This is a genomic window from Pararhodobacter sp. (assembly GCF_034676545.1).
Taxonomy (GTDB): domain Bacteria; phylum Pseudomonadota; class Alphaproteobacteria; order Rhodobacterales; family Rhodobacteraceae; genus Pararhodobacter.
This window is the reverse complement of record NZ_JAUCBZ010000015.1, coordinates 3,828,381-3,849,809: the sequence shown is the minus strand read 5'-3', so window position 1 is coordinate 3,849,809 and position 21,429 is coordinate 3,828,381. Positions and strand designations below refer to the sequence as shown.

The 21,429-nt window shown below is 61.9% G+C and carries 21 protein-coding genes and 1 pseudogene; 5 read left to right on the top strand and 17 right to left on the bottom strand.

Annotated elements, in window-relative coordinates; translation table 11 throughout:
• Window positions 1–48 precede the first annotated feature (48 nt).
• From ftsH to folD, 4 genes are all read left to right on the top strand, one after another.
• Window positions 49–1,962, top strand: coding sequence for an ATP-dependent zinc metalloprotease FtsH (ftsH, locus tag VDQ28_RS22370; RefSeq protein ID WP_323038030.1), 1,914 nt, complete (start codon window positions 49–51; stop codon window positions 1,960–1,962).
• 91 nt (window positions 1,963–2,053) lie between these two features.
• A complete protein-coding gene (locus VDQ28_RS22365; RefSeq protein ID WP_323038029.1) occupies window positions 2,054–2,641 on the top strand; it encodes an MOSC domain-containing protein in 588 nt (195 codons plus the stop codon).
• A gap of 155 nt (window positions 2,642–2,796) precedes the next feature.
• The gene (locus VDQ28_RS22360) at window positions 2,797–4,473 is read left to right on the top strand and encodes a formate--tetrahydrofolate ligase (RefSeq protein WP_323038028.1); all 1,677 of its coding nucleotides are present in this window, start codon (window positions 2,797–2,799) and stop codon (window positions 4,471–4,473) included.
• A gap of 91 nt (window positions 4,474–4,564) precedes the next feature.
• Window positions 4,565–5,455, top strand: a complete 891-nt coding sequence (folD, locus tag VDQ28_RS22355; protein ID WP_323038027.1) for a bifunctional methylenetetrahydrofolate dehydrogenase/methenyltetrahydrofolate cyclohydrolase FolD — start codon at window positions 4,565–4,567, stop codon at window positions 5,453–5,455.
• Window positions 5,456–5,508: 53 nt separating this feature from the next.
• Here folD and VDQ28_RS22350 read toward each other — a convergent pair whose 3' ends face one another.
• The 14 genes and pseudogenes from VDQ28_RS22350 to VDQ28_RS22285 all read right to left on the bottom strand — a co-directional run bounded on the left by VDQ28_RS22350 (window position 5,509) and on the right by VDQ28_RS22285 (window position 18,462).
• Complete coding sequence (locus VDQ28_RS22350) at window positions 5,509–5,943, bottom strand: PaaI family thioesterase (RefSeq protein WP_323038026.1); 435 nt, start codon at window positions 5,941–5,943, stop codon at window positions 5,509–5,511.
• A gap of 185 nt (window positions 5,944–6,128) precedes the next feature.
• On the bottom strand, window positions 6,129–7,454 hold the full coding sequence (locus VDQ28_RS22345) for an ATPase (protein WP_323038025.1): 1,326 nt from the start codon (window positions 7,452–7,454) through the stop codon (window positions 6,129–6,131).
• Between the two features lie 30 nt (window positions 7,455–7,484).
• The gene (locus tag VDQ28_RS22340; RefSeq protein WP_323038024.1) at window positions 7,485–7,982 is read right to left on the bottom strand and encodes an A24 family peptidase; all 498 of its coding nucleotides are present in this window, start codon (window positions 7,980–7,982) and stop codon (window positions 7,485–7,487) included.
• Between the two features lie 9 nt (window positions 7,983–7,991).
• Window positions 7,992–8,835: pseudogene (locus VDQ28_RS22335) on the bottom strand (tetratricopeptide repeat protein).
• A 24-nt stretch (window positions 8,836–8,859) separates the two neighbouring features.
• On the bottom strand, window positions 8,860–9,411 hold the full coding sequence (locus VDQ28_RS22330) for a tetratricopeptide repeat protein (RefSeq protein ID WP_323038023.1): 552 nt from the start codon (window positions 9,409–9,411) through the stop codon (window positions 8,860–8,862).
• Window positions 9,408–10,382: a type II secretion system F family protein gene (locus VDQ28_RS22325; RefSeq protein WP_323038022.1), complete on the bottom strand. Its 975-nt coding sequence runs from the start codon at window positions 10,380–10,382 to the stop codon at window positions 9,408–9,410. Before VDQ28_RS22325 ends, VDQ28_RS22330 begins: the two co-directional genes overlap by 4 nt.
• 10 nt (window positions 10,383–10,392) lie before the next feature.
• Complete coding sequence (locus tag VDQ28_RS22320; protein ID WP_323038021.1) at window positions 10,393–11,361, bottom strand: type II secretion system F family protein; 969 nt, start codon at window positions 11,359–11,361, stop codon at window positions 10,393–10,395.
• Between the two features lie 3 nt (window positions 11,362–11,364).
• A complete protein-coding gene (locus tag VDQ28_RS22315; protein WP_323038020.1) occupies window positions 11,365–12,867 on the bottom strand; it encodes a CpaF family protein in 1,503 nt (500 codons plus the stop codon).
• An 11-nt stretch (window positions 12,868–12,878) separates the two neighbouring features.
• The gene (locus VDQ28_RS22310) at window positions 12,879–14,120 is read right to left on the bottom strand and encodes an AAA family ATPase (RefSeq protein ID WP_323038019.1); all 1,242 of its coding nucleotides are present in this window, start codon (window positions 14,118–14,120) and stop codon (window positions 12,879–12,881) included.
• 233 nt (window positions 14,121–14,353) lie between these two features.
• Entirely contained in the window at window positions 14,354–14,971 is a 618-nt protein-coding gene (locus VDQ28_RS22305) for an OmpA family protein (protein ID WP_323038018.1), read from the bottom strand.
• Between the two features lie 15 nt (window positions 14,972–14,986).
• Window positions 14,987–16,393, bottom strand: a complete 1,407-nt coding sequence (locus VDQ28_RS22300) for a type II and III secretion system protein family protein (protein WP_416349415.1) — start codon at window positions 16,391–16,393, stop codon at window positions 14,987–14,989.
• Between the two features lie 204 nt (window positions 16,394–16,597).
• The gene (gene cpaB / locus VDQ28_RS22295; protein WP_323038017.1) at window positions 16,598–17,428 is read right to left on the bottom strand and encodes a Flp pilus assembly protein CpaB; all 831 of its coding nucleotides are present in this window, start codon (window positions 17,426–17,428) and stop codon (window positions 16,598–16,600) included.
• A gap of 198 nt (window positions 17,429–17,626) precedes the next feature.
• A complete protein-coding gene (locus VDQ28_RS22290; RefSeq protein ID WP_323038016.1) occupies window positions 17,627–17,839 on the bottom strand; it encodes a hypothetical protein in 213 nt (70 codons plus the stop codon).
• A gap of 416 nt (window positions 17,840–18,255) precedes the next feature.
• Entirely contained in the window at window positions 18,256–18,462 is a 207-nt protein-coding gene (locus VDQ28_RS22285) for a hypothetical protein (RefSeq protein WP_323038015.1), read from the bottom strand.
• A gap of 302 nt (window positions 18,463–18,764) precedes the next feature.
• Between VDQ28_RS22285 and VDQ28_RS22280 the strand changes: the two genes are divergently transcribed.
• Window positions 18,765–19,649, top strand: a complete 885-nt coding sequence (locus VDQ28_RS22280) for a lytic transglycosylase domain-containing protein (protein ID WP_416349414.1) — start codon at window positions 18,765–18,767, stop codon at window positions 19,647–19,649.
• Here the strand turns inward: VDQ28_RS22280 and VDQ28_RS22275 are convergent.
• From VDQ28_RS22275 to VDQ28_RS22265, 3 genes are read right to left on the bottom strand one after another with little or no spacing between them, the layout of a single operon-like run.
• The gene (locus VDQ28_RS22275; protein WP_323038014.1) at window positions 19,646–19,972 is read right to left on the bottom strand and encodes an arsenate reductase family protein; all 327 of its coding nucleotides are present in this window, start codon (window positions 19,970–19,972) and stop codon (window positions 19,646–19,648) included. The two genes, VDQ28_RS22280 and VDQ28_RS22275, sit on opposite strands and share 4 nt — an antisense overlap.
• Complete coding sequence (locus VDQ28_RS22270) at window positions 19,963–21,015, bottom strand: quinone-dependent dihydroorotate dehydrogenase (RefSeq protein ID WP_323038013.1); 1,053 nt, start codon at window positions 21,013–21,015, stop codon at window positions 19,963–19,965. Before VDQ28_RS22270 ends, VDQ28_RS22275 begins: the two co-directional genes overlap by 10 nt.
• Window positions 21,015–21,353, bottom strand: a complete 339-nt coding sequence (locus VDQ28_RS22265) for a DUF952 domain-containing protein (protein WP_323038185.1) — start codon at window positions 21,351–21,353, stop codon at window positions 21,015–21,017. Before VDQ28_RS22265 ends, VDQ28_RS22270 begins: the two co-directional genes overlap by 1 nt.
• Window positions 21,354–21,429 lie beyond the last annotated feature (76 nt).

Sequence of the window (21,429 nt, the reverse complement as noted above, 5' to 3'; positions counted from 1 at the left end):
TATTTTAACCCCAACTGGCCACAATCGGCCCTGTGATTGGAGAGCCCCGTGGGCAACGCGAGAAATTTCGCCTTTTGGATCGTCCTGTTCTTTTTGATGATCGTTCTGTTTACGCTGTTCAACAACGGCAGCAGCACGACAACAGGACGGACCGTCGGATATTCCGACTTCCTGCAGCGTGTCGAGGCGGGGGATGTCAGCCGCGTGGTCATTGACGGCGAGACGCTGCGCGTCACCGACCGGGCAGGGCAGGTCTATTCGACCATCCGCCCCTCGGGCGAGAACCCGACCGACCGCCTGATCGACGCCAACGTCTCGGTCGAGGCGCGGGCGCAGGAACGCTCGGGCTTGATGTCGGCGCTGTCGGTGTGGCTGCCGTTCCTGTTGCTGATCGGTGTGTGGATCTTCTTCATGAACCGCATGCAGGGCGGCGGCAAAGGCGGGGCGATGGGCTTTGGCAAATCCAAGGCCAAGCTGTTGACCGAAAAATCGGGCCGCGTGACGTTTGACGACGTGGCGGGCATCGACGAGGCCAAGGAAGAGCTGGAAGAGATCGTCGAATTCCTGCGCACGCCGCAGAAATTCAGCCGTCTGGGCGGCAAGATCCCCAAAGGCGCGCTGCTGGTCGGCCCTCCGGGCACCGGTAAGACGCTGCTGGCCCGCGCCATTGCCGGTGAGGCCGGTGTGCCGTTCTTCACCATCTCGGGCTCGGATTTCGTGGAAATGTTCGTTGGTGTCGGTGCATCCCGTGTGCGCGACATGTTCGAGCAAGCCAAGAAAAATGCGCCCTGCATCGTGTTCATCGACGAGATCGACGCCGTCGGCCGCTCGCGCGGTGTCGGCTATGGCGGTGGCAACGATGAGCGTGAGCAAACCCTGAACCAGTTGCTGGTCGAGATGGACGGTTTTGAGGCCAACGAAGGCATCATCATCATCGCCGCGACCAACCGGCCAGACGTTCTGGATCCGGCCTTGCTGCGTCCGGGTCGCTTTGACCGTCAGGTGCAGGTGCCGAACCCGGATATCAAGGGCCGCGACAAGATCCTGGGCGTTCACGCGCGCAAGGTGCCGCTGGGGCCGGATGTCGATCTGCGCATCATTGCGCGCGGCACGCCGGGGTTCTCGGGGGCGGATCTGGCGAACCTGGTGAACGAGGCCGCGCTGACCGCCGCCCGCAAGAACCGCCGTTTTGTGACGATGGACGACTTTGAGAGCGCCAAGGACAAGGTCATGATGGGCGCCGAGCGTCGCAGCATGGTGATGTCCGAGGACGAGAAAAAGCTGACCGCCTATCACGAGGCCGGGCACGCGGTTGTCGGCCTGCATGTGCCGCAGCATGACCCGATCCACAAGGCGACGATCATCCCGCGCGGGCGTGCGCTGGGGCTGGTGCTGTCGCTGCCAGAGCGCGATCAGCTCAGCGTCACCTACACCAAATACAAGTCGAAAATCGCCATGGCGATGGGCGGCAAGGTGGCCGAGGAACTGATCTTTGGCAAAGAGAACGTCACCTCGGGCGCAGCAAGCGATATCCAGCAGGTCAGCCGGATCGCGCGGGCAATGGTCACGCAGTTCGGTTTTTCCGAGGAGTTGGGCAACATCGACTATGCCAACGAGCAGGAAAGCTATCTGGGCAACTATCAGGGCGGCGCCAAGATTTCCGGCAACACGCAAAAGCTGATCGACGACGAAGTGCGTAAAATTGTCGATGAGGGTTATCAGACCGCCAAGCGGATCCTGACGGAACATGCGGACGAGCTGGAGAACCTCGCGTTGGGGCTGTTGGAATACGAAACCCTGACCGGCAAGGAAATCAAGCGCGTGATGGCAGGCCAAGGGCCGGGCCGTGACGAGGATGATTCCACGCCATCGGGCAATGTTCCCTCGGTGGCCTCGATCCCCAAAACCAAGCCGCGCCGCCCGTCGGATGACAGCGGCATGGAGCCGAACCCAAGCGCCTGATCCGCGCTTGAGGCTTGAAATCATCCCGGTGCCGGTTCACGGTGCCGGGGTTTTTCTTTGCCCGATACCCTCGGGCCAGTCGGAGGTTGCGATGCCCGCGTTGAAAGCCACAGAGTTCGAGGCCACGATCCTCTGGCTGGGGCGGGTTGAGAACCGGGACGTCCGCCTGCCGTCAACGCCGCTTGACGCAATGGAGCTTGGCTTTGACGGGCCTGACGGCGAAAGCCACGGCGGGATGACGCGCCTGTCGTGCTCGCGCGTGACCGGGCTCTATCCGCGCAACACGCCGATTCGGAACACGCGGCAACTGTCGGTGCTTTCGGCCGAAGAGCTTGACGAGATCGCGCAAGCCATGGGGCTTGAGGCGCTTGACCCGGCGCTGTTGGGGGCCAGCATGGTTCTGCGCGGGATCCCGGATTTCACGCATATCCCGCCGTCGTCGCGGCTGTTGGCGGCCTCGGGCGCTTGCCTGACCGTGGATATGGTCAACCGCCCCTGCACCTTGCCCGCCCGGCCCATCGAGGACCTGCACGCGGGCTTTGGCGCAAGGTTCAAGCCCGCGGCGAAAGGGCGTCGCGGGGTCACTGCCTGGGTCGAGGCCGAAGGGCGTGTCGCGCTGGGTGACCGGTTGCGGCTGTTCGTGCCGGATCAACCGCCCTGGCAGCCAACCTGGACCTGAAGTGCGCCTGACGTGTCCGGCGCGGGTCGTTGCGTTCGCATTGGAAACCTGACAGGACGGAAAATGCCGCCAACCTGTCGCAAAAGGGGGGCGACAACGCGCACAGACCCGGTATGCACGAGGCAAGCCCATCACCGCGAGGGAGACCGCCGTTCATGTCCTTTAAGTCCGATATCCAGATTGCCCGCGAAGCCAAGAAAAAACCGATCATGGAGATCGGCGCTGCGCTTGGCATTCCGTCCGAACACCTGCTGCCCTATGGCCACGACAAGGCCAAGGTCAGCCAGGATTTCATCAATTCGCTTGAGAGCCGCAAGGACGGCAAGCTGATCCTGGTGACGGCAATCAACCCGACGCCTGCGGGCGAGGGCAAGACCACCACCACCGTCGGCCTGGGCGATGGCCTGAACCGCATCGGCAAGAAGGCCGTGATCTGCATCCGCGAGGCCAGCCTGGGCCCGAACTTCGGCATGAAGGGCGGCGCCGCGGGTGGCGGTTATGCGCAGGTCGTGCCGATGGAGGAAATGAACCTCCATTTCACCGGCGACTTCCACGCGATCACCAGCGCGCACAACCTGCTGTCGGCGATGATCGACAACCACATCTACTGGGGCAACGGGCTGGAAATCGACGACCGCCGCGTGGTCTGGCGCCGGGTGATGGACATGAACGACCGCGCGCTGCGCGATGTGGTGACCTCGCTGGGCGGTGTGTCCAACGGGTTCCCGCGCCAGACCGGCTTTGACATCACGGTGGCCTCCGAGGTCATGGCGATCCTGTGTCTGTCCAAGGATCTGGACGATCTGCAAAAGCGTCTGGGCAATATCGTTGTCGCCTACACCCGCGACCGTCGCCCGATCTATTGCCGCGACATCAAGGCCGATGGCGCGATGACGGTTCTGCTGCGCGACGCGATGCAACCGAACCTGGTGCAGACGCTGGAAAACAACCCGGCCTTTGTGCATGGCGGCCCGTTCGCCAATATCGCGCATGGCTGCAACTCGGTTATCGCCACCCGCACGGCGTTGAAACTGGGCGAATATGTGGTGACCGAGGCCGGTTTTGGCGCGGACCTTGGCGCGGAAAAGTTCTTTGACATCAAATGCCGCAAGGCCGGGTTGAAACCCTCGGCGGCGGTCATCGTCGCCACGGTGCGCGCCATGAAGATGAACGGCGGCGTGGCCAAGGCCGATCTGGGGCCCGAGAACGTGGAGGCCGTCAAGAAGGGCTGCCCGAACCTGGGCCGCCACATCGGCAACGTCAAAAGCTTCGGCGTGCCGGTGGTGGTGGCGATCAACCATTTCCACTCGGATACTGACGCCGAAATCGCTGCCGTGCAAGCCTATGTCGCGGCGCAAGGAGCCGAGGCGATCGTTTGCAAACACTGGGCCCACGGCTCGGCGGGGATCGAGGAATTGGCCCATAAAGTTGTGCAGATGGCCGAATCCGGCAGTGCCAATTTTGCGCCGCTTTACCCCGACGAGATGGGCCTGTTCGACAAGATCGACACCATCGCCAAGCGCATCTATCACGCCGATGCCGCGATTGCCGACAAATCGGTGCGCGCGCAACTGAAGGCCTGGGAGGAGGCAGGCTACGGCCACTTCCCGGTGTGCATGGCGAAAACCCAATACTCGTTCTCGACCGACCCGAATCTGCGCGGCGCGCCAACTGGCCATTCGGTGCCGGTGCGCGAAGTGCGTCTGTCGGCGGGCGCCGGGTTCATCGTCGCGATCTGCGGCGAGATCATGACCATGCCGGGCCTGCCGCGCACCCCGGCGGCGGAAACCATCCGCATCGGCGAGGAAGGTCACGTCGAAGGGTTGTTCTGAGGCACAAAATTTCGGCGGCGGGGCGCTGGGTTCCGCCGCCCGTAGGCCTTCGGCCAAGATGAGTATTTAAGGCAAGATGAAGGGGCAAGACATGGCTGCGACAATCATCGACGGCAAGGCGTTTGCCGCCAAAGTGCGCGCGCAAGTGGCCGAGCATGTTCAACGCTTGAAGGATGAGCATGGTCTGGTGCCGGGGTTGGCCGTGGTGCTTGTGGGGGAAGATCCGGCCAGCCAGGTCTATGTGAGATCCAAGGGCAAGCAGACGGTTGAAGTCGGCATGAACTCGTATGAGCACAAGCTGGACGTGGCGACCACAGAGGCCGCGTTGCTGAGTTTGATCCAGCAGCTGAACGCCGACCCCAAGGTGCATGGCATTCTGGTGCAATTGCCGTTGCCGCCGCATATGAACAGCGATCTGGTGATCAACGCGATTGACCCGGCCAAGGATGTCGACGGGTTCCATATCTCGAACGTCGGGTTGTTGGGGACCGGGCAGAAATCCATGGTGCCCTGCACGCCGCTGGGCTCGCTGATGATGCTGCGCGATCATCTGGGCAGTCTGTCAGGGTTGAACGCGGTGATTGTCGGACGCTCGAACATCGTCGGCAAGCCGATGGCGCAATTGCTGCTGGGCGACAGCTGCACGGTGACCATTGCGCATTCGCGCACCAAGGATCTGGCCGAGGTCTGCCGGCGTGCCGATATTCTGGTGGCGGCGGTTGGCCGACCCGAGATGATCCAGGGTGACTGGGTGAAACCGGGGGCCACGGTGATTGATGTGGGCATCAACCGCATCGCGCGCGATGGCAAGAACACGCTGGTCGGCGATGTGGATTTCGCCAGCGCCTCGGCCGTGGCGGGGGCGATTACGCCGGTGCCGGGCGGCGTGGGGCCGATGACCATCGCCTGCCTGCTGGCCAACACATTGACGGCGACGTGCCGCGCGCATGGGCTGGCTGAACCGCAGGGGCTGACGGCCTGAGACGGTGAACGAAGGGGCCGGGGAACGAAAGAGCCGGGCGCCCGGGTTTTTTGTCAGGCCGGATCGACCGGGATCATCGTGCCTTGCAACAGCGCCACGGATTTCCGGGTGCCGTTCTTCAATGCGAACACCTCGGCGCGCACCACCGTCAGACGCCGACCGCTGCGGACCACCTCACCGACCGCCTCCAGCGCCTCGCCGACGGCGGGTGCCAGAAGGTTGATCTTCATCTCGACCGTCATAACCTCAACCCCATCGGGCATCTGCGACAAGGCCGCATAGCCCGCCGCTGAATCCCCCAGCGTGAAGGCCAGCCCGGCATGTGCGGCACCGTGTTGTTGCAAGACATGGGGCGCAATGGGTGCGGTGAGGACGCAGCGCCCGCCGCCCCCTTGCACCATCGTCGCGCCCAGGGTCGACATCATGGTTTGGCGGTTGAAACTGTCGCGAAGGCGCGCGTCGGGATCAGGGGATTGCGAGTTTGTCATGGGCGCTCCGAGGCTGCCTTGGGGCAGGCAGTCCGTTCTAAGACGAGGTTGAAATGTCGATGGTATCGACCATCCGGGAATCGGCGCAAGACGCAAGAATATGCGGCGCATGGGCGACGTGCTGCCGACCCGCCGGACCGACGCGCATCATGCGTCAGGCCAGTGGGGCGCGCCGCTTGATACGACTATCGCACGATAACCGCGTCTTCGACGAACATGTTGGACCACGCACGATCAATCAACGCCGGCGACATGTGATAGGGCTTCCCCTCGAACTCACACATGGCGATCATCTGATCAATCAGGAACACCGGCTGATAGTTCGAGTAGATATTGTTGATGGTCGGGTATTTGACCTGCAACAGGTGGATGAGGGCATCTTCGTTCAACGGAATGCGGCGTTTGCGGGCCACGAGCGCGAAAATCTTGAGGAAATCCGCCTGATTGGGGCCGTCGATCTTGATCTTGAAAAAGATCCGGCGCAGGGCGGCTTGGTCAAAGATCTCGTTTGGGTGGAAGTTGGTGGAAAAGATCACCAGCGTATCGAAGGGCACCACGAATTTTTCGCCCGACACCAGAGTCAGGATGTCATAATTCATCTCCAGCGGCACGATCCAGCGGTTGACCAGCGCTTGCGGCGGTTCTTCCTGGCGGCCGAGGTCGTCCACGATGAACACGCCGCCCATCGCCTTGAATTGCAGCGGAGCCTGATAGGTTTTCGAAACCGGGTTGTATTTCAGCTCCAGCATTTCAAGCTTCAATTCGCCGCCGGTGATAACGGTTGGACGCTCACACAGCACATAGCGCGGATCAAACCGCAGCCCGGTCACCCGGAGCGCGGTGCTGCTGCTCTGTTCGACCGGCACAAGTCGGTGAACGATGGGGTCGTAGACCGCCAAAATCTGCCCCGAATGCACGATCGCGCGCGGGACGTAGATGAAATCCCCCAAGGCGTCGCGGATCCCGTTGGAGATCGAGGATTTGCCGTTTCCGGGCGGGCCATACATCAGGATCGAGCGCCCCGAGGTCACCGCCGGGCCCAGATCGGCCAGCAACCCTTCGGGCAGGATCAGGTCGCCCATCGCGGATACCAACTGTTCGCGCGTGACCTTCAACTTGCGGATGGATTGGCGGCGGACCTGTTCGGCGTAAATGTCCAGCGGGACCGGCATCGCGCCGTAATATTCTGAAATTGCAAGGGCTTGTTGTGCGCGGGTGCGGCCGCCATCGGTCAGTTGGAAGCCCATCTCAGACGAGGTCGCCGTGGCCTGCATCGTGCCCATCGCCTCGATCAGATGCTCGCCGCGCGCATCGTCAATCAGCAGCTGAACCTGCGCAAAGGACAGGCACAGAACGCGCGACAACTCTGAGATATGGTTCATCGACATGCGGAACATCGTCTTGAGCAGGATGTCACGCATCATCGTCATCGACAGCCCGGTCTCGGCAAGGCTGGCGGGCAGGGGGGGCGGTTGAATGCGGGTGTGCCCCGCCGGGGTCTGATCGTTCATCGGCCAACCTCACGCAAGGGAATCACGGGTTCAACCGCCATAAAGACATGCCAAACCAAGATAAAAGATTAACGCCGGACCGAGCGCCAGGCCGAACGGGAACTCACGACGCTCCCAGCTTGCCCAATCGGGGGTGGCGCGGCGGATCGCCGGGATCGCCCGCAAGATGCGATGCGCGACAAAGGCGGCCAGCACCACGGCGCTGAACAAGACTAGGAACAAACGCAGGTCGCCCAAGGCAATGAACGGGGCCATCGCGGCGGCGAATTTTGCGTCGCCGGCGCCGAAACCGCCGGTCAGGCTCAAGGCAAAGCCGACGACCAGCACCACGACGAAATGCAGCCAGGACCATGCCCAAACCGAGATCGGCAAGGTCAGAACGCCGACAATCGCATAGACGATCAGCAGCGCCAGCACCGACTTGTTGGGGATACGCATGGCGCGCAGATCGCTCCAGGCGACATAGAGCGCGATCGGTGTCGCGAAAATCAGCAACCACAGGGCGGCATGCGCGGATTGGGTCAACATGGAGCGGCCTTATTGCAATGCGGCGAGGGCCGTCACCGCCGCGTCGAAATGCTGCGGGTGGGTTGCGATGGCGTCTTGAAGCAGGGCGCGTCCGGTGGCCACATCGCCTTGACGGATCGCCGCCAGGGCCATCGTGTGCAGCAACTCGGCGCGCTCGATCTGCGTCATGGCGACCAGCGGCAGTTCGTAACGGCGCTGCGCGGCCCGTGCCAGGACCAGGTTGTTCTTGGCGGTGAACATCGTCGGATCGTGGCGCAGGGCCTCGGTGAACAACCGTTCCGCGCCGCGGTGGTCGCCACGGGTCAGTTTGGAATATCCCCAGTTGTTCAACACGCTGGCGGGGGTCGCGGTCAGGCCGGCGGCGATTTCATAGAAGCTGTCGGCCCGGTCCCATTGCTGACGCGAATCCGCGACCATTGCCTCCAGCCGATAGCGGTTGAAGGTTTCATAGGTTGGCGGCACCATATTCAGCGTCGCCTCGGCCTGTGGCCAGTCATTCGCGCGGATATAAGCCTCGGCCAACCCGAATTCGATCATCCTCGACCATCTCGGAGTGGGCGACGACCTCGCGCCAGATCGGCACGGCTTCGTCGGCGCGACCGGCGCGCATCAGGGATTGCGCCAGACCCCGGCGAAAGATGATCCGATCCGGCTGGGCCTGCGAGGCGGTGGTGAAATACTCCACCGCTTCGCGGGGGTCCGCGACGGCCAGCATCATCTCCGCCATGTTTTCCTGATCGATTTCCGCAACGCTGTCGATGGCCCGTGCGGTTTGCGCATGCATTCCCTGGGTACACCCAGACAGAACGACAAGCCCCACAAGGCACATCGGTGCAATCCACACCTGGCGCATATACTGTCCTTCACTGCTCGACGCTCAAGGTGTGGCGAGGAGAAGGAAACGACCGTTTCCGCGCCGCACTAGAGCGAAATTATTATTATTTTCTTCAGTATAGCCTGAATCATGCAAGTTTGCGAGTGCCAGGCGCAAATTTTGCCGGATTTCTTCCGATCTGCCACTATCGAGTGCAAAGGCGTTTCGGAACAGATGCGCGGCCTGTCCCCAATCGCCGTGCTCGACCTTGACGACCCCCAAGTTGTTGAGGGCAGGGACAAATTCTGCATCTAGATCTAGTGCTCGGCTTAACATTTGTTCGGCCTGCCCCAAGCGCCCCAACCGTAGGTTGGCCGAGCCAATCGCCGACAAGGCATCGACCGAGGGGCCTTGTTGTGCCATTGAACGGTAATAGGCCCGCAGCGCCAGCTCAAACTCCCCGGCTGCCATCAGGCGGTGGCCCACCAGCAACCCGTCGACATCATCGCCGGGATCGACCGCACGACCTGCAAGGCCGTCGGGGGTGAAGTTCGAGCTCGTCGGTTGGCACGCCGCCAGCGCCAGTAGCGCGGCGACGCAGACGATCTTGATCATAGACTGAAGTCAGCCGTCGCAAGCATGGTGATCACTCCGTGTACCGAGGGGCCGATCAGGATGATCAGCAAGGGGGGTACGGTAAACATCATTGTGCCCAGAGTCAGCTTGGTCGGCAAGACGTTCGCCTTTTCTTCGGCCAGCATCACGCGTTTGTCACGCATTTCTGCGGCATAGACCCGCAATGCGTCGGCGACCGAGGTGCCATAAGTCGCGGATTGGATCAGCACCGTGACAAACGAGCGGATATCCGGGTTGCCGCAGCGTTCGCCCATGTCCTTGAGCACTTTCAACCGGTCGCTGCCGGCTTTGACCTGATGCGATACGGTTTCGAATTCTTCGGCCAAGGCCGGGTAGCCGGCTTTCAATTCCTTGGCGACGCGGTTGATCGACTGGTCCATCGACTGCCCGGCTTCGGTGCAGATCAACAGCATATCCAGCGAATCGGGAAAGCCGCCGGTGATCTGTTTCTGCCGTTCGGCGCGGCGTTTGGAGACCCAATAGATCGGCAAATAGTAGCCAACCAATGTCGGCACCATGACCGGGATTATCGTTGCCACGATCGACGCGCCCTCATTGGCAGGGAAGGCAAACATATAGCCCAACCCCAGCAGCAAGCCGCTGACACCCATGATGAATTTGATGGCGTGGTAGTCGCGCACTGCCGAGCGGCCATGATACCCGGCCTGGATCATCTGCAAGCGCGCCTCGTCCATTTCGTCGCCGGTGGCGGGTTCCAGAAACGACTTGAACTTGTCCAGCCGTTTGGTCAGGGCCGTGCTATCGGTGCGACGACCCAGCTCGATCCCCGGTTTGTTGATGTCGCGAGACTGTTCCCGCAGCTTTTGCAGCGGGTCGATGGTGTCTTTGCGCCCCAGCAAGGTGAACAGGACCAAGGTGACCCCGATCGCCAGAAAGATTGCGATCAGCACAGGGGGTGACGACAGTAGCGTGATGACAGAGTCAAACATTGTCCTGATCCTAAACCTGAATATTCACCATTTTGCGCATGTAGATCACGTTCACGATGAGGAACGCGACGACCACCAGGGCCACCGGGATAAACAGCGCGGTTTCTTTCACTTCGTCGTAATAATCCGGCTTGATCATGCTGATCGTCAGCATGGCCACGATGGGAAACGCCGACAGGAACATGCCGGACCATTTCGCCTCGGCGGTGATCGCACGCACCCGGCGGAACAGCTTGAAACGGGCGCGAACCACCTTGGACAGACCGTCCAGAATCTCGGCCAGGTTGCCGCCAGACTGCGCCTGAATTGTCACCGAGACGGCCAGAAAGCGAATGTCCTGCATGTCCATCCGTTCGGCGAAGGCCATCAACGCCTCACCGACGTCGCGCCCATAGGCGGCCTCATCGGCGATCAGGCCCAATTCAGTGCCCAATGGGTCCGGAATTTCCTTGGCGGCGCTGGCCAGGGCATGGGTGAACGGATGGCCCACACGCAAACCGCGCACCAAAAGGTCAATCGCGTCCGGCAGTTGCTCTTCGATCATATCCCGGCGCTTTTTGGCTTTGCCCGAGACCCAGACCCAGATGCCACCAATGCCCATTGCCGCGCTCACGCCGACTTTCAACAGGGTCGGCGCGCCGGTAAACAGGGTCATCGCCAGGAAGCCCACGCATCCCAGAATGATCATCATCAACATCAGCATGACCGGCGAGAAGGCGATTTTGCCCTTTTCGGCCTTTTCCGCGAGCAGCGAATAGAACGGGATCGCCGCGCCGCCGCTGTGCTGGTTGGTTTCCTTGCGCAACCGCTCGATGACATCCGAACGTTTGCCGCCGGACTCGAGCATTTCCATGCGCCGGTTCAGGCGGCTTCCCAGCCGGACCGAGCGCCCGAAGGTCAATAAATAGATCGCCTCGACGAGCAGCAGAATGCCGCCGAAAATCAAGGCATACATGAGCAATACAGGAGAAATGGACATGATTTACGCCCTCTCATTGACGTCGTAGATGCTGTTCGGCAGGTCATAGCCCCAGCGGCGGAATCGGTCGGAATAATGCGAGCGAATCCCGGCCCCGGTGTAATGGCCCAGGATTTTGCCGTCTGGCTCCATCCCGGTGCGCTCAAAGCGGAAGACTTCTTGCATGGTGATGATCTCGCCCTCCATGCCGGTCACTTCGGTGATCGACACCATCCGGCGCGAGCCGTCTTGCAGGCGGCTGACCTGAACAATCAGGTTCACGGCGCTGGCCACCTGACTGCGCACGGCTTTCAGCGGCATCTCGATCCCGGCCATCGCGACCATGTTTTCCAACCGCGACACGGCATCGCGCGACGAGTTGGCGTGGATCGTGGTCATGGAGCCGTCGTGGCCCGTGTTCATGGCCTGCAACATGTCGATGACCTCCTCGCCGCGCGTCTCGCCGACGATGATCCGGTCGGGGCGCATCCGCAGTGCGTTGCGCAGACAGTCGCGCTGGGTGACCGCGCCCTTGCCCTCAACGTTGGCCGGGCGGCTTTCCATCCGGCCGACATGCGTCTGTTGCAACTGCAATTCGGCGGTGTCCTCGATGGTCAGGATGCGTTCGTCATGGGCGATGAAAGACGACAGCGCGTTCAGCGTTGTGGTCTTGCCCGAACCGGTACCGCCCGAGACGATGATGTTCAGGCGTGTTGCGACCGCGGCCTCGATATACATCGCCATCTCTTCCGAGAAGGCGCCGAACGCCACCAGATCATTGATACTCAGCTTTTCCTTCTTGAATTTCCGGATGGAGACCAGCGATCCATCAACGGCCACCGGCGGCACCATCGCGTTGAAGCGCGAGCCATCGGCCAGACGGGCGTCAACATAGGGGTTCGATTCATCAACCCGGCGACCAACCGCCGAGACGATCTTGTCGATGATCCGCAGCAGGTGGCGTTCATCCTTGAAGGTCACGTCTGTCAGGAGCAGCTTGCCATTGCGTTCGATAAACACGCGATTCGGGCCGTTCACCAGAATATCGTTGACGGTATCGTCTTTCAGCAGCGGCTCCAGCGGGCCAAGCCCGCGGACTTCGTGATACAGATCCTGGTTCAACACCATCCGTTCTTCGCTGGTCAGTGCGAAACTGATGTCGCTCAACGCTTCGGCGGCGATCGAGGCGATTTCGGCCCGCAATTCCGCCTCGGAGGCGTTATCAAGCGCGGCCAGGTTCAAGTTGTCCAGAAGTCTGGTGTGCAGTTCGGATTTCAGCTCAAGGATGCGCTGTTTGCGGCGACGGTCCTTGTCGTTTGCCGGGGTGTCCGTGGTAATGGCCGCCGTTTTGGGCATTGCCTTGAAGCTTGGCTTGGGCTTGGCGGCGGGCTGGTGATGAGTCGGCGCCACGGCATGGGTGTGGGCCTTGGGCGCTTGTGTGCCCGGAGGTGTGTCGAGCGTTGGAACCGCCCGCGATTCGCGCGGTTTCTGCGCGGTCGGTGCGTCTCTCTTGTATCGCGAAAACATGGGGTCTCTCCTTAAGCCGCAGCACGGTTGTCGTCGCGCACCGAAGTGGCGAAGGAATGGGCCAGTTTGCGAATTTCTTTCAGCAACGGGTTCTTCGGCGCAATCTCCGCAAGCGGCAGACCGTGATCATTGGCGTGAGTCACCTGTGACGTGCCATCGGGCAGCATCAGCGCAAATTCGATATCGAGGCTCTCGGCCATGCGTTTCGCCCGCGCCTTGCCGGACAGATCGGTGAATTTCGGGGATCGGTTCAGCACATACTGGATCTTCTCCAGCGGCAGATCCTCGGCCTTCAGGGCGCGGATCAGGCGCAGCGCGTTCTGCGCGGACCGCATGTCCATTTCCATCATGGCATAATAGACATCGGCCTCGTTCAGAACGGTTTCGGTCCATTGCACGACGGTGCCGGGCATGTCGATGATCACGATGTCAAACTCGGCGCGCGCCATCTGGATCACGCGTTCAATATCGTCGGGCGTGATCAGGTCCAGCGGCAGCATATCGGCGGCAGAGGTCAGGACCCGCAGCTTTTCGTTGAACGTTTGCAGGGTGTTCAAAAAGAAATCGCGTTCCAGCACGGCGGTGTTTGACAACAATTCATAGACTTTTTCCGTCCGCGCGAGGTCCAGATAGGTCGAAACCGACCCGGTTTGCAGGTCGAAATCAAGCAGGCAGACGGTTGGCGCCTTTTTGCCGGAATTGGCGATTTCCCAGGCCAGATTGACCGCGAAGGTCGTTGCCCCGGACCCGCCCGCCAGCGGATGAATGGCATAGACCGCGCCCTGAGACTGGGTGGCGGTGGTGTTGCGTTGATGCTGGGTCGCCCCGGGCATGGGTTCGATTGTCGATTGGCGCAGGCGCAGGATCGCATCGTGCAGCGCGCCTTCGGGCAACGGATAGGGCACGAAATCGCTGGCCCCCAGGCGCAGCAGCCGGTGCAGGATGATCGGGCTCAGTTCCTCGGCAATCAACAACACGCTGACCTTCAGCGAATTGGCGCGCTGGATCACGGCTTCGATCATCGCCATGTTCGAGTCGTCCTCATCGTCAATCGCGATGGCGATGAACTCCAGCGTTCTGGCGTCGGGCTGGTCGAGATATTTCAGCGCACTGTGGAATGTCAGATCACCCCAGCCTTCGCCGAGCTCAAGCTCCATGTCCTCGATCAGCAGATCAAAGTTTTGCACATCGCGCGTCACCGTGCAGGCCCGGATTGGGGCGGCCAGTTTGCTGTTTGCGTTAGAGCTCGACATTTTCTCATCCTCCGGGACTGCATTCTGCAGGCCAATGGCACTTGTTGACGTCACACACCGCACGCGAATCCGGCGGGGGGATACGAGACCAACATCAGGGGTAATCTTGGCGATAATTGGGCTAAAAAACCTTAATTGTCGGGCCAAGAGTGTATAAAATTGAGAAGCCCCGCCGTCTTTTCAGACAACGGGGCGGTTTGACACTGCAAAAGCGGCGAAGGTAAGGCGGCGGGTCAGCCGTTCGGATTCCGCGTCGCGCTGGCAATATATTCGCGATGAACCACGGCGGCGTATTGACCGTTCAGGATCATCGGGTGGCTTTGCAGGAAGCCGGACACTTCGGTCACGGTACGGCGGTTTTGCCGCTCGCGATCAGTGGTCTGGATCAGGGGCTGCGTTTGTCCATGGGAAACAACCGCTTCCAACCGTGAGCGGCTTACGCCACGCCGAATCAGATAGGCCACAACGGCCCGAGCGCGGCGCATGCCCAGCCGTTGGTTATACGCGGCCGAGCCCACCAGATCGGTATGGCCAAAGACGCGGAACGTCACTTCGGGGAACTGGTTGATCCAATGGGCCTGGCGCCGCAGGACCGCGATCGCGGTGCCATCCAGCCGCGCCGAATCAAACGCGAAGGTGATCGTTGTCGGAACCTCGGCGGCAAATCGCTGCGCCAGGTCAATGGCGAAGGGCAACTGTCCGGTTTGAACCAGCAGGTTATGCGCGCTGGGGTTGCCGAAGTTGCCTTCGTCGATATGGATACCCACTTCGGGGCCCAAATAGGCTTCTGCGCAACCAGTCAGGGGTGCTGCGGCCAGGCCGAGCATCAGTGCGCGGCGGGAAATCTGCATCGGTGCTCTCCTACCTTAATCCATCACATAGCCGTAGCCGCCGCGGAAATCCTGCCGCGAGACTTCGGCTGCGCCGCTGGTTCCACCGGTCAACTGTCCATTGAGGAACAATTGCGCCTCGTTTGGCAGCCGGATGCGGTCGGTGGGCAACAGCAACGCCTCACCGCGTGTTGGCGAGACCAGATGCGCGGTGACAAAAATCACCAATTCGCTTTGGTCGCGCTGATATTCGGTGCTGCGGAACAAGGCCCCCAGGATCGGGATGTCGCCCAGCCACGGCACCTGCGCGACGCTGCCCTGAAAGTCGTCTTGCAACAGGCCGGCGATGGCAAAACTCTCGCCGTCGCGCAACTCGACCGTGGTCGAGGTTTGACGGCGGCGGAAACCAGGCACCGAAACGCCGCCCGTGGTGACGGTCGTCGAGGCGTCGATGCTGCTGACCGAGGCGTCAAGTTGCAAGTTGATGACATCGCTGTCCAGAACGCGGGGCGTGAAGGTCAGTTCCACGCCGAACGGGCGGTAATCAATGCTGACCGATCCGCTTTCGCCCAGAACCGGAACCGGGAATTCGCCGCCCGCCAGGAAATACGCCTCTTGGCCGGACAAGGCGGTCAGGTTGGGTTCGGACAGGGTGCGCGACAGGCCGTTGGATTCCATCGCCTCCAGCATGACCTGAAATTGCACGCTGCCAATCGAGAATCCGCCTGACAACACACCCGCCGCACTCGCGCCCGATGGTGTGGGCGAACCCGCCAGCGCCGACGTGGCCAGCGCCGGCGTGTTGAAGCCACCGGTGCCGACGACGCCGGATGAGCCCCCCATCGCGAAGCTGGCGGCCAGGTTTTGCGCCACGCCGCGTTGCACTTCAGAGAATCGCACTTGCAGCATGACCTGCTGCGTTCCACCGACGCCCATCAGGTTCGACACGCGCCCCGGGGCATAGCGTTCGGCCAGTTGCAGCGCCGCGTCCAGGCGCGCGATCGACGACACGGTGCCCGACATGACGATGCCGTCATTGGCGGTCCGCACCTCGATGTTTTCGCTGGGCAGGATCTGCCGCAACCGTTCGCGGAATTCCGCCACATCCGGTGTCACCTGAACTTCGACGTTGGCGATCAGATCGCCATTGGTGCCCAGAATCGTCAGCGTGGTCCGCCCCGGGGCCTTGCCCAGCACATAAATCGAGCGATCCGAGAGCGTCGAGATATCGGCGATGCCCGGATTGGCAATCGACAATTCTGCAAACGGCAACTCGGTTTCCACCACAACGGCGCGGTTCATCGCCACCGCCAGCGTGTCGCGGGTGCTGCCCGGCATGATGCGAAGGGTTTGAGAATGCGCCATCGTCGGGGCCAGAACCGTTGGTCCAAACCCGATCAGCGCCAGCGTCATTGCGGACGCAAGGATAGTCTTGACTGCCATGTGATCCTGCCTCTCGATCACGAAAAATGCCGACTGTCTAACGCGTCGGTTACAGGTCAAGATGCTTGAAACCGCATTTTATTGCAAGAATCAAATGTTTGCAGCGCGTTTTTCGTGTGGATTCGTGGGTTTGCTGCGAGGTTTCGCGGTGAACGACAAACACCGCCCCACATATAGGGGCGGCGGTGTTGCAGGAAAAACGCATCAGTTGGTGCAGGGAATCTCGATCATCACCACTTCGGACCCGCGGCGCGTGCGTACCGTGCAACGCTCGGTCACCTGTTCGACGCGGGCTTCGATTCCCAGCAGGCTGCGCGCATCAACCTGAATGGAGCCCGTTTCGGCCGCGTCATCCAATCCAACCAAGGACAGCGAGAGCCGCCCGGTGGATTGTCCTTGCGCCAGCGAGGCGATCATTTCCGGCTCGGCCTCGATGGTGATCGAGCGCGGCACACCGTTGAAGCTGCGGTCCTGGTCGGCGTTTTCATCCAGCGCGATGATTCGGACACTGCTTGACAGCAGGCGCGTCACCTCGCCGTTTTCACTGCGACCGGTCCAATAAATATCAATCGTATCCGAAGGGCGCAGCGTGCCCGAGATGCCGCTGTTCTGGTCCACGCGAATCGTGAAGGCACGGCTGCCGGGTGTCAGCATCGCCGCGATGCCAGCGGGTTGACCCGGCTCACTGACCTTGACGGCCAGCAAAGGCTCCATCGGCTCCATTGCGCGCAGCGCGACCCGCGGGCGAGTGGGGTCCGGAATCAGGGATTCCGTATCAAGAAATGCCCCCGGAGGAACAGCATTCGCAGGCCAGTCGATCGTACGGACGTCGGTCACCTGGATCGGCTCACCGTAACGCAAGGGGCGACCGGCAACCAGGACCTGAACAACCTCGTGAGACGGGCGGCCGACGTTGTTTGCTTGTGCTGCGGCCATCGCTGCCTGGGTTTTGCTTACATAATCCTGGGCCATATAGACGCCGAAGCCGGCCAAGGCCAACCCGATCCCGAGAATTCCGATCTGTACTCCACGCATGGTGCCGACTCCTGAAAACTTGCGGTTCCACACAGAGCTGGAACCAATTGCTCGCCTTATGTCTCGTGCCCAATATTGCCCGCAATTCTGTCAACAACATGGCAGATGCATCTATTTGGGCGCTTACTCTCTAAAATTGGAACGACCGCACGCGGAGTGCGGTCGTTTATCTGTTTTTTCGTGGCGTCGGTCGTGGATTTACTGGCTCACGCCCAGCGTGCCCAAAGTCGCGACCGAAGCGCTCGTCAGCGAGTTCGAGATATCGGTGGCCAGCGCGCTGGTGCCGCTGCGGACCGAGGTGATCACGGCCAGGCCGAGGCCGACGATGGCGGCGGTCAGAACAACCCAGTCAACGGTCACGGCACCGGACTCGTTGGCAACGAAGGATTTGATCATCGAAGTGAAAGTCATGTGTTTTCTCCAGGGCTTCTAGTGTTTCAGATAGATCTTCACGTCGCCCAACCAGAGACCGGAGTGTTGAGGGGGGTTAACCGCTCTCGGTTCGACATCTTCTTTTTCGGCCCGCATCAGGGCGCTAAAAGGGGCGAATTGCGGTCTTATTGCGGCAGACCAGGGGCTTTGTTGTGATCTGTTGAGCGTCTGGAAACAGCAGTCGTGCCAAGGCGAAACTGTCAATGATTTGCGGGCAATCGGTTGATGTCGGGTGTATCGACCAAGGATTAACCGAGTCGTAACAGGCCTGATTCTGTTCCCTACAGTTTAACGGAAACGCCATCGATCACCGGGCCGGGGCGGCGAAGTAAAAGGGCTGCGAAATAAAAAGGGCCGCACTTTCGTGCAGCCCTTTGTTCATAGCGGGGTGTGGCTTACTGGCTCACGCCCAGCGTGCCCAGCGACGCGACCGAGGCGCTCGTCAGCGAGGTCGAGATATCGGTGGCCAGCGCGCTGGTGCCGCTGCGGACCGACGAGATCACGGCCAGGCCGAGGCCGACGATGGCGGCGGTCAGAACGACCCAGTCAACGGTCACGGCACCGGATTCGTTGGCGATAAAGGCTTTGATCATCGTTTTCATGTGCATGTCTCTCCAGGTTAATTGCACTCAACATTGCCCGAGTTATTGTTGGCGGTTGGTTTTCAGGGGGCCAACTCGCCGCTCGGGCATGGCTCTTTATCCTGTGGAACCAAGGCGGCTTTGCGGCGTGGCGCTGGGCAATCAGGGCCGTTTCGCGGTCTTTGCGAGGGGATGCTGGGGCATTGTTTCCAGAACAAGCTTAATGGGCGGATTGTTCACGCTGACGAAACGATTGGCGTGATGTGGTTTGCGAAATGTCCGAATCTCTGGCACAGTCGGGAAAACAAACAAGAAACGGGGCCATGCCGAGCAGCTTGCCCAAACCTGTGATGCGATTCGCGCTGGCCTGCGGGGCGGTGGTGATGGCGATTGCGGTATCCTCGCAAGCGCCTCGGGCCGAGGATTTCACCTTTCGGCGCATCGGCGTGGCACCGCAAACCGGCGCGGCGCGCATCACCGTGCAGATCGACCCCGAGGAACAAGCCCGCCGCATTGCGCCGCCGGTTGCCACGCCCGTGGCGCTGACGCCGCGCCGCCCCGATGAGGCCGCAGCCGGATCGCCCACACCCGATTCGGCGCGCTTTGGTTGGTTCTGGACCCGCGTGCGCCCCGGCCTTGATCAAGGCGAGGGGCGTTTTCTGGCCGCCATCGAAGCGCTGCGTGATATGCCCGAGGAGGCACGCGTGCCCACGCCCAGCGTGCAGCACCTGCAAGACATCGCCGCTGCCCAAGGCGCCCGCATTCTGCGGGCCACGATTGGCACCAATGTCTCGCCCGCCCTGGCGCTGGCGGTGATTTCCGTCGAATCGGCCGGGCGCCCCACGGCGATCAGCCACGCGGGTGCGCAAGGATTGATGCAATTGATCCCGGCGACCGCGGCGCGCTTTGGTGTCACTGATTCCAACGATCCGACGCAGAATATTCGTGGCGGCGTGGCCTATCTCGATTGGCTGCTGACCGAGTTTGACCGTGATGTCGTGCTGGCCCTGGCGGGGTACAACGCGGGCGAGGGCGCGGTGCGGCGCAACAATGGCGTACCGCCCTATGCCGAAACCCGCGATTATGTGCCGCGCGTTCTGGCCGCCTGGACCGTCGCGCGCGGCCTGTGCGCAACGCCGCCGCTATTGCCCAGCGATGGGTGCGTGTTTGCGATTCAGGCGGTTGGCGGGCGGGCGTCGCGCGGCTAGAGCAGCGCCGCGATGGCCTCGGTCGGGCGGCCGATCACCGCCTTGTCGCCGTTGCGAATCACCGGGCGCTCGATCAGGCTGGGGTCCGCAGCCATTGCGGCGATGATGTCCTCGTCGGGCAAGCTGCGCAGCGCTGCGCCATCCTTGCGCAACAGATCCGCGGCTGGCAGACCCAGCGCGCCCAGCATATCCCGGATCTGCGCCTTGGTCGGGGCGTCTTTCAGATACAACTGCACCTCGGGCGTGATGCCCCGCGCGTCGAGGAATTCCAAAGCCGCCCGCGATTTCGAGCAGCGCGGATTGTGCCAAACGGTTACAACCATGCCTCACGTCCTTTTCCAACAGCATCGGCGACTGTGGCGAAGCCGTCGCGTTCCAGCAAGGCATCGAGCCCGCGCGTGATCTCGGTGACCAGACTCATGCCAGCATAGCCCAAGGCGGTATACAACTGCACCGCACTCGCCCCGGCAAGGATCTTGGCATAGGCTTGCTCGGCACTGCTGACGCCGCCGACGCCGATCAGGGCGAGCGTCCCGTCGGTCAGCGCCGACAAACGCGCCAGCACGCGGGTCGAACGCGCGAACACCGGCGCGCCCGACAAACCGCCCTTTTCCGCCGCATGTTCGGACCTCAACCCCTCCCGCGAGAGGGTCGTATTGGTGGCAATGATCCCGTTGATTGTCGTGCCGCGCACCACCTCCACGATGTCCGCAAGCTCTGCCTCGGTCAAATCCGGCGCGATCTTCAGAAACAGCGGCAGGTCCAAGCCTTGCGCCAAACGCGTTGCGGTCACCGTTTCCAGCAGCGCCGCCAACGCCTCTTTGCCTTGCAAGTCGCGCAAGCGCTCGGTGTTGGGCGACGAGACATTGATCGTCGCGAAATCCACCTGCGGCCCGCAGTGCGCCAGAACGGCGGCGAAATCAGCGGCGCGATCCGCGCTGTCCTTGTTCGCGCCAAGGTTCAGGCCAAGGGGAACGTCGCGCGTGGCCTGTGCCAACCGCGTACCGATTGCCTCCATCCCGTCGTTGTTGAAGCCAAAGCGGTTGATCACCGCCCGGTCTTCGGACAGCCGGAACATGCGTGGCTTCGGATTGCCGGGCTGCGGGCGCGGGGTTGCCGCGCCGACCTCCAGAAACCCGAATCCGACGCGCGACAAAGGCCCCACGGCGGTGGCGTTCTTGTCAAAGCCCGCTGCCAGGCCGAGGGGGTTTTTCAAGGAAAGGCCCGCAACCGAGGTGGCGAGGCGCGGCGAGGTGACCGGACCATCCTGCGGCCCCAGCCCCATGCGCAGCGCCTTCAGCGCCAGTCCATGCGCGCGCTCGGGGTCGATCCGGTGCAGCGCCGCCAGACCCAACCGCTCCAGCATCAGACCACGCCCTCGGGGAAAATATGCCCCGCTGCGCCCAAGGGCAGCGATTTGTCCCAGACCACATCGGCGATCACCAGCGGGCGATAGAGATGCGGAAACAAGGCCCCTCCGCGCGACGTCTCCCAGCGCAGAGCGTCGCCCAACGCCTCGGTATCGAGCGCCACCAGCACCAGATCGCGTTGCCCGGCGAAATGCTTGGCGGCGGTTTCCGCGACCTGCGCCGAGGTCGAGATATGAATATAGCCGTCGGCAAGGTCGATCGGCGCACCGTCGGTGCGGCCCGCGGCGGCAAAAGCGTCCCATTCCGGACGGCGGAAGATCTTGTAAATCTGCATGCCGTGGTCATGCCCAAAGCGGGCGCGTGGGTCAATGCCCCGCGTGATTGTGGCGCGCAGCGAACCGCCGCTCAGA

What these genes read in the sequence shown, in the direction of transcription:
- VDQ28_RS22280 (WP_416349414.1), top strand. Translation starts at nt 18,765, where the DNA reads ATGCCGAGCAGCTTGCCCAAACCTGTGATGCGATTCGCGCTGGCCTGC.
- VDQ28_RS22365 (WP_323038029.1), top strand. Translation starts at nt 2,054, where the DNA reads ATGCCCGCGTTGAAAGCCACAGAGTTCGAGGCCACGATCCTCTGGCTG.
- VDQ28_RS22340 (WP_323038024.1), bottom strand. Translation starts at nt 7,982, where the DNA reads ATGTTGACCCAATCCGCGCATGCCGCCCTGTGGTTGCTGATTTTCGCG.
- VDQ28_RS22270 (WP_323038013.1), bottom strand. Translation starts at nt 21,015, where the DNA reads ATGCTGGAGCGGTTGGGTCTGGCGGCGCTGCACCGGATCGACCCCGAG.
- VDQ28_RS22330 (WP_323038023.1), bottom strand. Translation starts at nt 9,411, where the DNA reads ATGATCAAGATCGTCTGCGTCGCCGCGCTACTGGCGCTGGCGGCGTGC.
- VDQ28_RS22345 (WP_323038025.1), bottom strand. Translation starts at nt 7,454, where the DNA reads ATGAACGATCAGACCCCGGCGGGGCACACCCGCATTCAACCGCCCCCC.
- VDQ28_RS22290 (WP_323038016.1), bottom strand. Translation starts at nt 17,839, where the DNA reads ATGACTTTCACTTCGATGATCAAATCCTTCGTTGCCAACGAGTCCGGT.
- VDQ28_RS22310 (WP_323038019.1), bottom strand. Translation starts at nt 14,120, where the DNA reads ATGTCGAGCTCTAACGCAAACAGCAAACTGGCCGCCCCAATCCGGGCC.
- VDQ28_RS22350 (WP_323038026.1), bottom strand. Translation starts at nt 5,943, where the DNA reads ATGACAAACTCGCAATCCCCTGATCCCGACGCGCGCCTTCGCGACAGT.
- VDQ28_RS22320 (WP_323038021.1), bottom strand. Translation starts at nt 11,361, where the DNA reads ATGTCCATTTCTCCTGTATTGCTCATGTATGCCTTGATTTTCGGCGGC.
- VDQ28_RS22265 (WP_323038185.1), bottom strand. Translation starts at nt 21,353, where the DNA reads ATGCAGATTTACAAGATCTTCCGCCGTCCGGAATGGGACGCTTTTGCC.
- folD (WP_323038027.1), top strand. Translation starts at nt 4,565, where the DNA reads ATGGCTGCGACAATCATCGACGGCAAGGCGTTTGCCGCCAAAGTGCGC.
- VDQ28_RS22360 (WP_323038028.1), top strand. Translation starts at nt 2,797, where the DNA reads ATGTCCTTTAAGTCCGATATCCAGATTGCCCGCGAAGCCAAGAAAAAA.
- VDQ28_RS22315 (WP_323038020.1), bottom strand. Translation starts at nt 12,867, where the DNA reads ATGTTTTCGCGATACAAGAGAGACGCACCGACCGCGCAGAAACCGCGC.
- VDQ28_RS22305 (WP_323038018.1), bottom strand. Translation starts at nt 14,971, where the DNA reads ATGCAGATTTCCCGCCGCGCACTGATGCTCGGCCTGGCCGCAGCACCC.
- VDQ28_RS22285 (WP_323038015.1), bottom strand. Translation starts at nt 18,462, where the DNA reads ATGAAAACGATGATCAAAGCCTTTATCGCCAACGAATCCGGTGCCGTG.
- VDQ28_RS22275 (WP_323038014.1), bottom strand. Translation starts at nt 19,972, where the DNA reads ATGGTTGTAACCGTTTGGCACAATCCGCGCTGCTCGAAATCGCGGGCG.
- VDQ28_RS22325 (WP_323038022.1), bottom strand. Translation starts at nt 10,382, where the DNA reads ATGTTTGACTCTGTCATCACGCTACTGTCGTCACCCCCTGTGCTGATC.
- cpaB (WP_323038017.1), bottom strand. Translation starts at nt 17,428, where the DNA reads ATGCGTGGAGTACAGATCGGAATTCTCGGGATCGGGTTGGCCTTGGCC.
- VDQ28_RS22300 (WP_416349415.1), bottom strand. Translation starts at nt 16,393, where the DNA reads ATGGCAGTCAAGACTATCCTTGCGTCCGCAATGACGCTGGCGCTGATC.